Genomic DNA, 13,805 nt, shown 5'->3' on the forward strand with positions numbered 1-13,805 from the left:
ACTACAGCCCCTTTATTTTTTATCTAAAATTATCCTCAAATTAGCCCATTCCTTAAGCATTCTTTCCATTCAGAATAAATATCGTTTGACACCCCTCTAATAAAAGGGTATTTCTATACAAACTTTTCAGCTTTTGAAAAGAAGTAATGAATTTATTCATTGCGGGAGAGGCGCAACACTCAGGCAGTTTAATTCAAGGCAACTAGGGCCGTTTGAGGATTAAATGATGGGAGTGCTTGCCGAGGTGTGAATTCACTAGACTGGAATGAACATCGGCTGAGTCAGGTTGAATCCTATCAGCTGTCATTTAACACAAGTTTAAATGGAGTGCTCTGATTAATTGGTTCCTAAATCAAACCGCCTAATCTACTCAATTTCCTTTCGAATATCCACTACACAACGTCATCTATTATTTTTTGATTTATAGGAAATTCTTATTATGTCTCATCTTTCGGTTGCTAAATTTGGTGGCACTAGCGTAGCTAATTTTGAAGCAATGACTTCTTGTGCAAACATCGTAACAGCGGACGCTAATACACGTGTTGTGGTACTTTCTGCATCAGCTGGCGTAACTAATTATTTAGTAGAATTGGCAAACGGTTGCGAAAAAGAACGCCGTGACGAAATTTTAAATGCAGTGCGTACAATTCAATATAACATTATTGAAAAACTACAAAGTCAAAGCGAAATTTCTGCTGAGATTGACAAATTATTACAGCACATCAGCGCATTAGCCGAATCCGCGAGCCTTGCGACATCTAACGCTTTAACCGATGAATTAATCTGTCACGGTGAAATGATGTCGACCAAAATTTTCACTCAACTTTTAAAAGAACGTAATTTCCCAGCAGTATGGGTGGATGTGCGTGACGTTGTAGCGACAAATAGTAATTATGGAAAAGCTGCTCCAAATGATGAGAAGACCCAACAACAATCTGACGAAGTAATTAAGCCGTTAATCGCTGCAGGTAACGTAGTGATCACCCAAGGCTTTATCGGTCGAGATGATGAAGGTAAAACAACCACATTAGGTCGTGGCGGTTCAGACTACTCTGCAGCACTATTAGCAGAAGTGCTAAATGCAAATGATGTTTTAATTTGGACGGACGTACTGGGCATTTACACAACCGATCCTCGTGTCGTACCAAATGCACAACGCATTGATACCATGGCATTTAATGAAGCGGCGGAAATGGCAACATTCGGTGCAAAAGTTCTACATCCTGCGACCTTATTACCGGCTGTACGTAGCAACATTCCGGTATATGTCGGTTCAAGTAAAGCGCCGGAACAAGGCGGTACTTGGGTAACGCGTGATCCACAACCTCGCCCGACTTTCCGTGCAATTGCGTTACGTCGTAACCAAACTTTATTAACGCTTTCTAGCCTTTCAATGCTCCACGCTCAAGGCTTTTTAGCTAACGTGTTCGCTATTTTAGCAAAACACAAAATTTCGGTAGATGTGATTACTACATCGGAAGTCAGCGTTGCACTAACTTTAGATAAGACTGGTTCTGCATCATCCGGTGCAGATATGTTATCCAAAGAGTTACTGGATGAATTAAACGCTTATTGCCACGTACAAGTAGAAAACAATCTGGCGCTTGTTGCTATTATCGGTAACAACTTGCATACCCAAGTAGGTGTGGCGAAACAGTTATTCCATACGATTGAAAACTTCAATATCCGTTTAATTAGCTACGGTGCAAGCACAAATAACGTATGTACTCTAGTGAAAAATGAAGAAGCGGATGAAGTAGTTCGTTCACTGCACGCTGGTTTATTCGAATAATCCCAACTAAACAAGCGGTTAAATTTGCAAAATTTTTTACAAATTCGACCGCTTGTATCCATGTTATAAAAAATGCCACAACAAATATTGTGGCATTTTTACTACTCTCTGAGTTTTTCAATTTCTTGGGTAAACTCTTCAATATCATCAAAGCTAAGGTAAACCGAAGCAAAGCGAATATAAGCGACCTTATCCAACTGTTTTAAGGCATCCATTGCGAGATTCCCCACTAATTTACTCGGAACTTCTCGTTCGCCGGTCGATTGCAGCTGAATAATAATTTTGCTGATTGCTTTTTCAAGATCATCGGCACTTACCGGACGCTTTTCTAACGCACGGCTTAGACTGACTCGTAACTTATTCGCATCAAACGGCACTCGGTTACCGTTATTTTTCACAATATAAGGCACAACCAATTCAGCCGATTCAAAAGTCGTAAAACGCTCTTTACAGCTAATACATTCTCGACGGCGGCGAATTTGGTAGCCGTCCGCCGCTAAACGTGAATCAACAACTTTTGTATCCTCTGCGGCACAAAACGGACAACGCATTACGCTTCTCCTCTATTTTGTTCAAGAAATGTTTTTAACAAATTCTCCGGTGGCGGTGGCATTTGTAAGAAAAAGCCCTGTGTTTGGATCGCTTGCAAAACTTCTTCGTTTTTTGACCACTTGAGTTGCTTCTCACCATTTAAATTAAATAGCATCACAAATTGCGGCTTACCAAACATTTGTCGTAATGTTTCAGGTACGCTATCAAATTGATCGCGCTTTGCTACATAAAGAAACATTCCTTCTCTTTTTAGGCTTTTATAAATTGCACAAAGATTAGTACTCATCGTCATAGGCTCCGCCTGTATAGTTATCAAATCTTGAATATTGACCTTGGAAAGTTAAACGAACTCGTCCAATCGGACCGTTACGTTGTTTACCGATAATAATTTCGGCAATCCCTTTTAAATCGGAATTATCGTTATACACCTCATCACGATAAATAAACATAATTAAGTCCGCATCTTGCTCAATAGATCCGGATTCACGTAAGTCCGAGTTTACCGGGCGTTTATCGGCACGTTGTTCCAAGCTTCGGTTTAACTGCGAAAGCGCCACAACCGGCACTTGTAATTCCTTTGCCAATGCCTTCAGAGAACGGGAAATCTCAGCAATTTCAAGCGTTCGGTTATCGGAAAATGCCGGCGCACGCATTAACTGCAAATAATCCACCATGATCATACTTAACCCGCCATTCTCTCGATATACTCGTCTTGCACGCGAACGTAACTCGGTTGGTGTTAAACCGGAACTGTCATCGATATAGATATTTTTGCGCTCTTGCAAAATTGCCATCGTGCTGGATATTTTCGCCCAATCTTCATCATCATGAATCTGCCCAGTTCGGATCTTAGTTTGATCTACGCGAGAAAGCGAAGCCAACATACGCATCATAATTTGGTCTGCTGGCATCTCAAGACTGAAAATCAATACCGGTTTAGCCGGCTTCTTACGAGGGTTACCGTATTCATCCAAATCATTCGGATCTTCCACATCAACTAGCGAGGCATTTTCGCATAAGTTCATCGCAAAAGTAGTTTTACCCATAGACGGACGTGCTGCAACAATAATTAAATCCGAAGGTTGTAAACCTGAGGTCTTTTTATTTAAATCAATGAAACCGGTTGAAACGCCAGTTACCCCACCATTGTTGCGGTTTTTTGAAAGCATCTCAATACGAGCAAGCGTATTAATTAAAATGTCATCAATTTTTTGCGGGCCTTCATTACTGGTATTACGTTTTTCGGCAATTTCAAATACGATACGTTCCGCTTCATCTAAGACTTCTTTTGCATTTCTGCCTTTCGTATGGTACGCCATCTCCGCAATTTGATTACCGGCGGTAATCACGCCACGTAAATCAGAACGATCACGCACAATATCCGCATAAGCAAGAATATTCGCTGCGCTAGGTGTATTTTTAGAAAGCTCGGCTAAATAAGCGAAACCACCAACATCTTGCAGTACGCCTTTATCTTTTAAAGCTTGATCTAGGGTGATGATATCAATTGGCTGATTATTACGTACCAGCTCTACCATTTGCTCAAAAATAGTTCGATGTGCGTAGTTATAAAAATCTGTCGGTTGTACACGCTCGGCAACGTTATCCCAATGATCGTTGCTTAGCATAATACCACCTAATACCGCTTGTTCCGCTTCAATAGAATGAGGCGATATGGCAATTTGCTCGACTTGTTTATCTCTTACGTTTTCTTTATTTGATGGTGTGTACTCAGCCATGTGTAAAAATTCTAGGTAACAAATAATATAAATATAATTGATTAGTTTAGCGGAAATTTGTCCAAATTGAAATTTGCAATTTTTAATCAAATTCAAGCATATTAAAGTCTTTTGACATCATTGAAAATACTGTTAAAATCATTGGGAATAATTTTCATTTACGGTATATATTTTTAAACAGGAAGGATCTATGTTAAAAAAAGCATTCTTTACTTTAACTCTTGCGGCAACATTAAGCACATCAGCATTTGCAAAAGATGTGACAATTCCAACCGCTCGAGGTGAAGTGATCTTTACTCAAACACCTAATAAGGTCGCAGTTTTCGATGCTGCTGCCATTGATGTTTTACAACACTTAGGCGTAGCCGTTGCCGGTTCCCCCGATGTAGCCAAAACATTACCACACTTAAAACCAGCAGTAGCACAAGCGGCTAATATCGGTACGGTTTTTGAGCCTAACCTAGAAGCATTAAACAGCTTAAAACCGGATTTAATTATTGTTGCAACACGCTCTGCAAAAAAATTAGATGACGTTAAAACAATTGCTAATGCCATTGATTTAACGCCGAATCCTGAATTGAATACCATTGAAGCCGGTTTAGCAAACTTAGATAGCTTAGGCAAATTATTTGCTAAACAAGAGAAAGCTCACGAATATAAAGCGGAAATTGAAACGTTATTAAAAGAGACCCAAGCTGCAGTTAAAGGTAAAGGTAACGGCTTGATTATCATTGTTAACGGTGGAAAAATGTCAGCGTTCGGTGATAAAGGACGTTTAGGTTGGGTACACTCAGCACTTGGAATTCCACTTGCAAAGGCCGATGTACATAAAAAAGGTACAAGCCATGGTGAACCAATTTCACATGAATTTTTACAAAAAATCAATCCTGACTGGTTATTTGTACTTGACCGCACGGCCGCGATTGGTCAAGAAGGTAAAACAGCACAAGAAATTTTAGATAATGAACTGGTACATCAAACTAAAGCTTGGAAAAACGGCCAAATTGTTTATTTAAGCAGTGCGGCTTACTTAGCAGCTGGTGGTATTGAACAAATGCGTACAGATTTAATCAATATTAAAAAAGCATTTTCTAAATAAGTTCACACGCCCTCACATTAGTGGGGGCAATAATTTTAACTAATCTATGTTTTCACTTACTCAATTTAGTTTTTTTTCGCTTTTAATTCTCAGTTTACTGAGTATGTCTGTGGGTGTAGCCGACTTTCATTGGTCGGCTTTATTATCTGATCCAGAACAAACACAACTGTTTTTTATCAGTCGTCTTCCTCGTACTCTTGCCATTATATTAGTAGGTGCAACCTTGAGTGTTGCCGGCATGGTATTACAAATCGTTTTAAAAAATCGCTTTATTGAACCGAGTATGATTGGTGCAAGCCAAAGTGCCGCTCTTGGTGTATTAGCTATCAGTCTGATTTTTCCTGCCGCTCCGCTTGTAGCGAAAATGTCGTTTGCCACTTGTTGCGCATTAATCGGTATGGGCATTTTTATGCTGTTACTACGTAATCTTCCCCCTCATCAAAAACTCATAGTGCCACTAATCGGTATTGTATTCGGCAATATTATTGAAGCTATTACCACCTTTATTGCGTACGAAACCGATTCACTACAACTCTTATCCGTTTGGTTTGCCGGTGATTTTTCAGGCGTTTTAGCCGGTCGTTATGAATTATTATGGCTTACCGCTGCGCTTGCTGTGGTCATTTATATTATGGCGGATCAATTAAGTATCACCGGCCTCGGACAAAATATCAGCACTAACCTCGGCATTAATTATCGCCGAATGACATGGCTTGCCTTGGTTACCGTTGCACTTATTACCGCTGTGGTCGTAGTTACTATCGGACAAATTCCATTTATTGGTTTAGTCGTACCGAATATTGTCTCTCGTTTAGCCGGTGACCGCTTACGTAAAAACCTCCCAGCCGTGGTATTACTAGGTGCAAATCTCGTTTTAGTTTGTGACATTATCGGCCGACTTATCAATGTACCTTATGAAGTACCAATTTCCACCATCTTCGGCATTTGCGGAACTGTCGTATTCCTCTCCTTATTATTCAGGGGGAAACGCTATGCGTAAGTCAACCTATTTGCTTATCCTATTAGGTATGTTCTTAGCTGCAAGCGCACTATTTTTTATGACATTTAATGCAAACGGTAATTGGGATTTTATTCTGCCGTTTAGAGGCAAAAAGCTTTTATTACTATTAACGATTGCTTATACGATCGGAATATCAACATTATTATTCCAAACATTGACAAATAATCCGATTCTAACGCCAAGCATTCTAGGATTTGATTCGCTCTATTTGCTTACGCAAACCGTGTTAATTTTTATCTTCGGCGGTATTGGATTCACACAATTAGATATTGCTAATAAATTTGTGTTCGAAAGCATACTGATGTTATGCGGCTCACTTTTACTATTTAAAACACTCACTAAAGAAAATGCTGATCTGGCTCGTATGATTTTAGTCGGTGTGGTTTTTGGCGTGTTATTTAGAAGTTTGAATAACTTGCTACAACGAATGATTGATCCTGAAGAATTTGCCGTTGCACAAGGTTCGTCTTTTGCCAGCTTTAATAGTGTCAATCCGACATTACTATGGATTGGCATAACCATCGCTGTACTTAGTAGTTTATGGATTTGGCAACAACGTCATAAACTTGATGTGCTACTGCTGGGCCGAAATCGTGCGATCAATCTAGGGATCAATTACCATACATTTTCTCGCCAACTACTTATCTGTTGTGCATTGTTGGTATCGGTTTCTACCGCATTAGTCGGTCCAATTCTGTTTTTAGGCTTGTTGGTATGTGCGCTCGTTAATGCACTTAGCCCAGTGATTGCACACAGCGTACGTATTCCAATGACGTTTTTTATCTCTGCAACTACGTTAGTATTAGGGCAAGCCATATTCGAACAACTGCTAGGAATGCAAGGGGTACTTAGCGTAGTCATCGAGTTTTTCGGCGGTATAGTATTTATTTATTTGATTTTGAAACAACAGAAGAAATAACGATGATCGATATTAAAAATATTTCTCATAAAATTGGTAATACGACTATTTTAAATAATATTAACTTACATATTCCTAATGGTGGTACTACCGCTCTTATCGGCGCAAACGGAGCGGGTAAATCTACGTTACTTTCCTTGATTGCCCGTTTGCAAAATATACAAAGCGGTCAAATTTGGTTAAATAATTACAATATTGCAGAGGCAGATTCACGCAAAATTGCTCAACATTTAGCGATTTTGACGCAAGATAACGTGATTCATAGCCGAATTACCGTGCAAGACTTATTAATGTTCGGTCGTTATCCGCATCACCAAGGGAAAATCAGTGAGCATGATAGACAAGTTGTCGAAAAAGCGTTACAACGTTTCGAACTTGACCAACTAAAAGATCGTTTTTTAAATGAACTTTCCGGCGGGCAACGCCAAAGAGCTTTAATTGCAATGACATTCTGTCAACAAACACAGCACGTTTTACTTGATGAGCCATTAAATAATTTGGACATGTTTTATGCAAGAGAATTAATGCGCTTACTACGCAAACTCACTGTTGAATTACAATTGACCACAGTAATGGTTGTACATGATATTAACATGGCGGCAGCTTATGCCGATACTATCGTGGCAATGAAGAACGGTGAGATTATTATGACCGGTTCACCGGAGGAAATTATCACTCCTGAGAATTTAAAAACCGTGTTTAACTTAGATGCGGAAGTGCTTGAGCATAATGGCAAACGCCTTGTTGTTCATCATATTTAATTGACTAAATTTGAACAAATATATTTCAAGCGGTTTAATTGGTAAAAAATCTTACAAATTAGACCGCTTATTTTTCTATTTTCCAGTGATCTTTTAGCTTGTATAAAGTAAAATAAAGGAGATTTTGTCTTGTACAAAATTGAGTAAATTTAATCACAATGGAGATATCCCTATGGCAATGAATAACATTTTAGGTTTATTCGCACAATCGCCACTTAAACCACTACAAAAACTGTCTGTAAAAGTGACTGAATGTAGTGAGCTTCTCGAACCGTTCTTTGCAGCCACCTTCCAAAAAGATTGGGACAAAGCTGCTGAAGTCCGTGAGCAAATTATTGATTTAGAGCGTCGTGCAGATGCTTTAAAACGTGAAATTCGTTTGAAACTTCCTCGCGGTTTGTTCTTACCGGTAGAAAGAACCGACCTGTTAGAGTTAGTAACTCAATTAGATAAAGTAGCAAATTATTCAAGAGATATTTCTGGCCGTATTATCGGTCGTCAATTAGTGATTCCTGAGCCGATGCAAGAACCTTTCAAACAGTTTCTTTCTCGTAGCCTTGATTCCACTCGCCAAGTTCGTAAAGTACTTGCCGAACTTGATGAATTATTGGAAACAGGCTTCCGCGGTCGTGAATTAAAATTTGTAAACAATATGATTTTAGAACTTGATCAAATTGAAGACGATACCGATCAGCTTCAAATCGTATTGCGTCGTACATTAAGAACTGTTGAGAATGAGCTCAACCCGATTGATGTAATGTTTTTATATAAATGTATTGAACGAGTTAGCATTTTAGCTGACCAAGCTCAACGTGTAGGATCGCGTATCGAGCTAATGCTGGCCAAAGCATAATATTAAGGAGATTTAATGGAATTACTTCAAGAATATGGTTCTACGTTAGTCATTATTACTGCCCTTTTTGGTTTTTTTATGGCATTTGGTATTGGTGCCAACGACGTATCTAACGCAATGGGTACGTCTGTAGGTTCAGGTACGATCACTGCACGCCAAGCAATTATTATTGCAATGGTCTTTGAATTTGCCGGTGCTTACCTTGCTGGCGGTGAGGTAACCGAAACAATTAAAAGCGGTATTATTGACGTTTCACTTTTTGCCGATAAGCCAGATGTTTTAGTATTAGGTATGATGTCTGCGCTTTTTGCTGCCGGTTTTTGGTTATTAATCGCATCGAAAATGGGTTGGCCGGTATCTACTACCCATGCAATCATCGGTGCAATTATCGGTTTCGGTTGCTTAACCGTAGGTAGTGAGGCTGTACAATGGGGACAATTAGGTGGAATCGTAGGTAGCTGGTTTATTACACCAGTTATTGCTGGTATCGTTGCTTACTGGATTTTCACCAGTACACAGCAGTTAATCTTCGATACGGCTGAACCAATGAAAAATGCACAAAAATACGGTCCTTTCTATATGGCGTTAACCGCTTTTATTTTAAGTATCGTTACCATGACTAAAGGTCTGAAGCACGTTGGTTTACACCTAACCACTACGGAAACCGTGTTAATCTCTTCAGCTATCGCTGCGGTTGCCGTTGTTACTTGTTACTTCTACTTCCGTAGCGAAGCATTTGCAAAGCGTGCTCAAGGTGCGGCATTCGGTGGTGTAGAAAAAGTATTTAGTATCTTAATGCTATTAACTGCTTGTTCAATGGCATTTGCGCATGGCTCGAATGACGTAGCAAACGCTGTAGGTCCTCTTTCTGCAGTAGTATCAATTGTAGAAAGTGGCGGTATGGTAAGCGATAAAGCGGCATTAGCACCTTGGATTTTACCTTTAGGTGCGGCTGGTATTGCTGCAGGTATGCTTATCATGGGCTACAAAGTAATGGGTACAATGGGTACCGGTATTACAGACTTAACACCAAGCCGTGGATTCTCAGCTGAATTTGCTTGCGCAACTACTGTGGTTATCGCATCTGGTACCGGCTTACCGATTTCAACTACACAGACAATTGTTGGTGCAATTTTAGGTGTGGGCTTTGCTCGCGGTATTGCAGCATTAAACTTAGGTATTATTCGTAATATCGTTGCTTCGTGGGTAATTACATTACCTGTCGGCGCAATTATCGCTATTGTGATTTATGAAATTCTACTAGCGATTTTCTATTAATTTTTTAACTCTGGGAAAAGTACATCGTTGTGCTTTTCCTTTTTACTGACTAAAAGGAACATCGATTATGCTAAAACGAAAGTCGCCCCTACTCGCTTGTTTATTACTCGGAACCTCTCTTCCTGCTTTTTCGGCAGATTATATTACTGAAAATCTCAGTACTTATATGCGTAAAGGGGCTGGCGATCAATATAAAATCTCAGGTGCTATTCAAGCAGGAGAAAAAGTAACGGTGTTAGACCGTAAAGATCGCTTTGTTCTTATTCGTGATAGCAAAAATCGTGAAGGCTGGGTACTTGCTTCAGAAATTTCTCAAACAACAAGTCCAAAGGATTTAATCCCACAACTACAGCAACAAGTGCAGGATTTAAGCGCCAAATTAGGTAAGATTGACAGCGATTGGCAGCAACGTACCGTTGAGATGCAACGTCGTAGTCAACAAGCTGAGCAGCAAAGTAGTGAATTACTTGATCAAAATGCGCAACTTAAACGTGAATTGGAAGTATTGAAGAATAAAAATCGTGACTTAGAGACCATGCACGATTCTGAGAAACGTGAAATTGTTATTCAATGGTTCATCTACGGCGGTTCTGTATTAGCAGCGGGGTTATTACTCGGTCTACTGATTCCATTTATTTTGCCTCGCCGCAGCCGTAATAACGGCTGGTCATAGCTGGTCATGAAAGGGATGAGTTATTAAAAAACAAGCGGTCTGTTTTGGTAAAAATTTTACAAAAACGAACCGCTTATTTTTTTATCGTAATAACTTGCCTTGCCCCGTCATTCTGACAACCCAACCACTGATATCCATATTGTTCACGCAGCAACGCAAAATCATCCGCACTACTCTCCATATTGAGATAAATTACCAAAGTGGCATGCTGAGGTAATTGCGCTAATGCCTTTTTTACCATTAATAGCGGTAATGGGCAACTATATGCCGTTAAGTCTAATTGATATAGATTCATTTAGCTTCTATGGCGATATTTTTCGGCGATCCGCCATGACTTTTCCCATCTTCTCCAATTCTAATTGTGCTAAATGAGAACGTCCTAATTCGAAAAGCGGCTCTTCAATCGCAATGTGAACATCATATCCTGCGATAAAACGTGCAATAGGTTCCAGATCTACTTCATTACGCTCACCAGCCACTAACGCTTCTAATTACAACGAAAGTAATGCCCAATTCCGATGTAATAACTCGTGTTGGTTTTCTAACTCATCAACCGCTGCTTGTGCTTGCGGTTGAACTTGAAGTAATGTAGGGAAAAAATCACACTCTTCATCTTCATGATGCAACGGAGCGGAAAGATTAAAATAATTAAGAATTTGCTGTACATCATTTTTAACCGCTTGATTTACCCCGTTTTTCGCCAAATATTCGGGTAGAATTTGTAGCTGTTTGCAAAAACGCTTTACCTTGCTATGACAAGCGTACAACATATCTATCGGTTCCGCCCAACTTGCGAATTGTTGTGGTTCCAACTGTTGCATAATCTCCTCTATGCAATAAATAGTCGAGAAAAAGGCACAAGCCTAAACTTGTGCCGTAATAAATTTGAATTACTTATTCACATCCGATTGTAACGGTGGAACTTCTTTACCAATTTTGGCATAAAATTCAACCACAAAATCATCAAAGCGATCTTCTTCAATCGCTTGGCGAATCTGTGCCATTAAACGTTGATAATAACGTAAATTGTGAATAGTATTTAAACGCGCACCTAAAATTTCACCGCATTTATCTAAGTGATATAAATACGCTTTCGTATAGTTTTTACAGGTATAGCAATCACATTCCGGATCTAGTGCAGTAGTATCGGTTTTGTATTTCGCATTACGAATTTTCACAATACCATTGCTGACAAATAAATGACCGTTACGTGCATTACGTGTCGGCATTACGCAGTCGAACATATCGATACCACGGCGTACACCTTCAACTAAATCTTCCGGTTTACCTACACCCATTAAGTAACGCGGTTTATCTTGCGGTAATAATGGTGTCGTAAATTCAAGAATACGGTGCATTTCTTCTTTCGGTTCGCCTACCGCCAAACCGCCGACCGCATAACCGTCAAAGCCGATATTCACCAAACCTTCAACTGAAATCTTACGCAATTCTTCGTAAGTACCACCCTGTACAATACCAAATAACGCACGTGGATTTTGTAACTCATCAAAACGATCACGACTACGTTTCGCCCAACGTAACGACATTTCCATTGAGTTTTTTGCGTAATCAAAAGTAGCCGGATACGGGGTACATTCATCAAAGATCATCACGATATCCGGACCAAGATCGTATTGGATTTCCATCGATTTTTCCGGAGAGAGGAAAATTTTCTCGCCGCTAATCGGGTTTTGGAAAGTTACGCCTTCTTCTTTGATTTTACGTAATTTGCCTAAGCTAAATACTTGGAAACCGCCTGAGTCGGTTAAAATCGGACCGTGCCATTGCATGAAATCGTGTAAATCACCGTGTGATTTCATCACTTCTTGCCCTGGGCGTAACCATAAATGGAAAGTATTGCCCAATAAAATTTGCGCACCGGTTGCCGCTACCTCTTCCGGCGTCATCCCTTTTACCGTGCCGTATGTACCAACCGGCATAAATGCCGGTGTTTCCACCACATATTCGCCTTTCGGGCGAGAAAAGGTCAAACGACCACGACGAGCGTTGCCACTCGTAGTTTTTAATTCATATTTCATCAAAATTCCTTATAGATAAACAGTCTATAAACACATCAACAAGCGGTCATATTCCACTTATTATTTGCAAATTAAAAACGGATCCCCGTTCCTAAACTGAAACCCGTACCAACACCATTTGAACCGCCACCAACACTTGCGCTACCGCCAACCGCACAACTAGCTAAAGCAAAAGCGCAGAGGCAAATGATAATTTTTTTAATCATTTTGTTTCCTTCATTGAACGGAATTGTTATAGTCCGAACCAAACTAAAAGAGTATTATTCTACTCTTTTTCAATTAACAAAACTAGAATAAGCTATCTTTAACAGAAGGAAGTATGATGAAAAAAGCGTTTAAATATTTACTCACTGGTACATTATTGCTGCTATCGCTTATCAGTAATGTACAAGCATTCAGCATTAGCCAGCAAGAAATTAACCAATATCTCGAAACACGTTTAGCCGAAAAAATTCCGTTAAAGGATAAAGTCGGTATTCCGGGTCTCTTTCAATTAGACTATCACCTTTACAACCTTGCTACCCAAATCGGGCAAACTGATGAGAGAAAGGTCGCAGTTTCCGGCATCATTGACGGTATCTTGCAAGCGAAAGGTAAAAAATACGATGCGAAAATTTATTTGAATATGGATACGACTCCCTTTTACGATCCGCAAAAAGGCGCTCTATATTTAAAAGACGTTCGATTACTGAACTATTCCGCTGCTCCGGAAAAGTACCAAGATGACTTACAAATTTTCCTGCCGATGTTAATGGATGGTTTAGCGAATATTCTAAATAACACGCCGGTTTACACCTTAGATGAAAGCAAAGCTAAAGAAGCGTTAGTGAAAAAATTTGGTAAAGCGATCGTAGTACAAAAAGGCGTATTAAAGCTAGAAACCTCTGTCTTTTAAGAAATTTTGTGATCTAGTGCTAATTTTTGAAGATTGCTCGTTGCTCCTATGACATTTTTAACTAAAATTTACGATGTATTATTAACGCCATAGGACAGGAGATTATTATTATGGAAATTGGCATCGTGAAATGGTTCAACAATACAAAAGGTTTTGGGTTTATTACTTGCGAAGGGGCTGTAGT

16 protein-coding genes, 1 pseudogene and 1 riboswitch are annotated in these 13,805 nt (G+C 39.6%); of the genes and pseudogenes, 10 read left to right on the forward strand and 7 right to left on the reverse strand.

What is annotated here, in order from left to right; translation table 11 throughout:
• The first annotated feature begins 157 nt into the window (after positions 1–157).
• A riboswitch (Lysine riboswitch) is annotated at positions 158–341 on the forward strand.
• A gap of 98 nt (positions 342–439) precedes the next feature.
• Positions 440–1,792, forward strand: a complete 1,353-nt coding sequence (gene lysC, locus HMPREF0027_RS05735) for a lysine-sensitive aspartokinase 3 (protein WP_005622940.1) — start codon at positions 440–442, stop codon at positions 1,790–1,792.
• 101 nt (positions 1,793–1,893) lie between these two features.
• Here the strand turns inward: lysC and nrdR are convergent, their stop codons facing one another.
• From nrdR to HMPREF0027_RS05750, 3 genes are read right to left on the reverse strand one after another with little or no spacing between them, the layout of a single operon-like run.
• Positions 1,894–2,343 carry a transcriptional regulator NrdR gene (gene nrdR, locus HMPREF0027_RS05740; RefSeq protein WP_005622941.1) on the reverse strand — a complete coding sequence of 150 codons (450 nt, stop codon included), beginning with the start codon at positions 2,341–2,343 and terminating at the stop codon, positions 1,894–1,896.
• A complete protein-coding gene (locus HMPREF0027_RS05745) occupies positions 2,343–2,630 on the reverse strand; it encodes a YcgL domain-containing protein (RefSeq protein ID WP_005622950.1) in 288 nt (95 codons plus the stop codon). Before HMPREF0027_RS05745 ends, nrdR begins: the two co-directional genes overlap by 1 nt.
• The gene (locus HMPREF0027_RS05750; RefSeq protein WP_005622952.1) at positions 2,620–4,083 is read right to left on the reverse strand and encodes a replicative DNA helicase; all 1,464 of its coding nucleotides are present in this window, start codon (positions 4,081–4,083) and stop codon (positions 2,620–2,622) included. Before HMPREF0027_RS05750 ends, HMPREF0027_RS05745 begins: the two co-directional genes overlap by 11 nt.
• 190 nt (positions 4,084–4,273) lie before the next feature.
• Between HMPREF0027_RS05750 and HMPREF0027_RS05755 the strand changes: the two genes are divergently transcribed.
• From HMPREF0027_RS05755 to HMPREF0027_RS05785, 7 genes are all read left to right on the forward strand, one after another.
• A complete protein-coding gene (locus HMPREF0027_RS05755) occupies positions 4,274–5,182 on the forward strand; it encodes a siderophore ABC transporter substrate-binding protein (protein WP_005622954.1) in 909 nt (302 codons plus the stop codon).
• A 46-nt stretch (positions 5,183–5,228) separates the two neighbouring features.
• Entirely contained in the window at positions 5,229–6,182 is a 954-nt protein-coding gene (locus tag HMPREF0027_RS05760) for an ABC transporter permease (RefSeq protein ID WP_044024313.1), read from the forward strand.
• Complete coding sequence (locus tag HMPREF0027_RS05765) at positions 6,175–7,122, forward strand: iron chelate uptake ABC transporter family permease subunit (protein ID WP_005622958.1); 948 nt, start codon at positions 6,175–6,177, stop codon at positions 7,120–7,122. Before HMPREF0027_RS05760 ends, HMPREF0027_RS05765 begins: the two co-directional genes overlap by 8 nt.
• Before the next feature lie 2 nt (positions 7,123–7,124).
• Positions 7,125–7,883, forward strand: a complete 759-nt coding sequence (locus tag HMPREF0027_RS05770) for an iron ABC transporter ATP-binding protein (RefSeq protein ID WP_005622960.1) — start codon at positions 7,125–7,127, stop codon at positions 7,881–7,883.
• A gap of 172 nt (positions 7,884–8,055) precedes the next feature.
• Complete coding sequence (locus tag HMPREF0027_RS05775; protein ID WP_005622969.1) at positions 8,056–8,736, forward strand: TIGR00153 family protein; 681 nt, start codon at positions 8,056–8,058, stop codon at positions 8,734–8,736.
• 15 nt (positions 8,737–8,751) lie between these two features.
• A complete protein-coding gene (locus HMPREF0027_RS05780; protein WP_005622970.1) occupies positions 8,752–10,014 on the forward strand; it encodes an inorganic phosphate transporter in 1,263 nt (420 codons plus the stop codon).
• 67 nt (positions 10,015–10,081) lie between these two features.
• Positions 10,082–10,687 carry a TIGR04211 family SH3 domain-containing protein gene (locus HMPREF0027_RS05785; RefSeq protein ID WP_005622971.1) on the forward strand — a complete coding sequence of 202 codons (606 nt, stop codon included), beginning with the start codon at positions 10,082–10,084 and terminating at the stop codon, positions 10,685–10,687.
• 73 nt (positions 10,688–10,760) lie between these two features.
• On the opposite strand, the gene HMPREF0027_RS05790 is transcribed toward HMPREF0027_RS05785, so the two are convergent.
• The 4 genes and pseudogenes from HMPREF0027_RS05790 to HMPREF0027_RS12925 form a co-directional block, all read right to left on the reverse strand.
• Positions 10,761–10,982: a sulfurtransferase TusA family protein gene (locus HMPREF0027_RS05790; protein ID WP_005622972.1), complete on the reverse strand. Its 222-nt coding sequence runs from the start codon at positions 10,980–10,982 to the stop codon at positions 10,761–10,763.
• A 7-nt stretch (positions 10,983–10,989) separates the two neighbouring features.
• A pseudogene (locus HMPREF0027_RS05795) lies at positions 10,990–11,508 on the reverse strand (hemerythrin domain-containing protein).
• Between the two features lie 69 nt (positions 11,509–11,577).
• Positions 11,578–12,726 carry a tRNA guanosine(34) transglycosylase Tgt gene (gene tgt, locus HMPREF0027_RS05800; RefSeq protein ID WP_005622975.1) on the reverse strand — a complete coding sequence of 383 codons (1,149 nt, stop codon included), beginning with the start codon at positions 12,724–12,726 and terminating at the stop codon, positions 11,578–11,580.
• 71 nt (positions 12,727–12,797) lie between these two features.
• Complete coding sequence (locus HMPREF0027_RS12925) at positions 12,798–12,932, reverse strand: hypothetical protein (protein ID WP_005622976.1); 135 nt, start codon at positions 12,930–12,932, stop codon at positions 12,798–12,800.
• 116 nt (positions 12,933–13,048) lie between these two features.
• Here HMPREF0027_RS12925 and HMPREF0027_RS05805 point away from each other — a divergent pair, with 116 nt between their 5' ends.
• Positions 13,049–13,621 carry a YceB family lipoprotein gene (locus tag HMPREF0027_RS05805; RefSeq protein ID WP_044024314.1) on the forward strand — a complete coding sequence of 191 codons (573 nt, stop codon included), beginning with the start codon at positions 13,049–13,051 and terminating at the stop codon, positions 13,619–13,621.
• A 110-nt stretch (positions 13,622–13,731) separates the two neighbouring features.
• The coding region (locus HMPREF0027_RS12565; protein WP_244261858.1) for a cold shock domain-containing protein at positions 13,732–13,805 on the forward strand (74 nt) is incomplete at its 3' end.

The sequence above is a fragment of the Actinobacillus ureae ATCC 25976 genome, from assembly GCF_000188255.1.
Classification (GTDB): Bacteria; Pseudomonadota; Gammaproteobacteria; order Enterobacterales; family Pasteurellaceae; genus Actinobacillus; species Actinobacillus ureae.

What these genes read in the sequence shown, in the direction of transcription:
- HMPREF0027_RS05775 (WP_005622969.1), top strand. Translation starts at nt 8,056, where the DNA reads ATGGCAATGAATAACATTTTAGGTTTATTCGCACAATCGCCACTTAAA.
- HMPREF0027_RS05745 (WP_005622950.1), bottom strand. Translation starts at nt 2,630, where the DNA reads ATGAGTACTAATCTTTGTGCAATTTATAAAAGCCTAAAAAGAGAAGGA.
- HMPREF0027_RS05790 (WP_005622972.1), bottom strand. Translation starts at nt 10,982, where the DNA reads ATGAATCTATATCAATTAGACTTAACGGCATATAGTTGCCCATTACCG.
- HMPREF0027_RS05770 (WP_005622960.1), top strand. Translation starts at nt 7,125, where the DNA reads ATGATCGATATTAAAAATATTTCTCATAAAATTGGTAATACGACTATT.
- HMPREF0027_RS05780 (WP_005622970.1), top strand. Translation starts at nt 8,752, where the DNA reads ATGGAATTACTTCAAGAATATGGTTCTACGTTAGTCATTATTACTGCC.
- HMPREF0027_RS05750 (WP_005622952.1), bottom strand. Translation starts at nt 4,083, where the DNA reads ATGGCTGAGTACACACCATCAAATAAAGAAAACGTAAGAGATAAACAA.
- HMPREF0027_RS12925 (WP_005622976.1), bottom strand. Translation starts at nt 12,932, where the DNA reads ATGATTAAAAAAATTATCATTTGCCTCTGCGCTTTTGCTTTAGCTAGT.
- nrdR (WP_005622941.1), bottom strand. Translation starts at nt 2,343, where the DNA reads ATGCGTTGTCCGTTTTGTGCCGCAGAGGATACAAAAGTTGTTGATTCA.
- tgt (WP_005622975.1), bottom strand. Translation starts at nt 12,726, where the DNA reads ATGAAATATGAATTAAAAACTACGAGTGGCAACGCTCGTCGTGGTCGT.
- HMPREF0027_RS05755 (WP_005622954.1), top strand. Translation starts at nt 4,274, where the DNA reads ATGTTAAAAAAAGCATTCTTTACTTTAACTCTTGCGGCAACATTAAGC.
- HMPREF0027_RS05765 (WP_005622958.1), top strand. Translation starts at nt 6,175, where the DNA reads ATGCGTAAGTCAACCTATTTGCTTATCCTATTAGGTATGTTCTTAGCT.
- HMPREF0027_RS05785 (WP_005622971.1), top strand. Translation starts at nt 10,082, where the DNA reads ATGCTAAAACGAAAGTCGCCCCTACTCGCTTGTTTATTACTCGGAACC.
- HMPREF0027_RS05805 (WP_044024314.1), top strand. Translation starts at nt 13,049, where the DNA reads ATGAAAAAAGCGTTTAAATATTTACTCACTGGTACATTATTGCTGCTA.
- lysC (WP_005622940.1), top strand. Translation starts at nt 440, where the DNA reads ATGTCTCATCTTTCGGTTGCTAAATTTGGTGGCACTAGCGTAGCTAAT.
- HMPREF0027_RS05760 (WP_044024313.1), top strand. Translation starts at nt 5,229, where the DNA reads ATGTTTTCACTTACTCAATTTAGTTTTTTTTCGCTTTTAATTCTCAGT.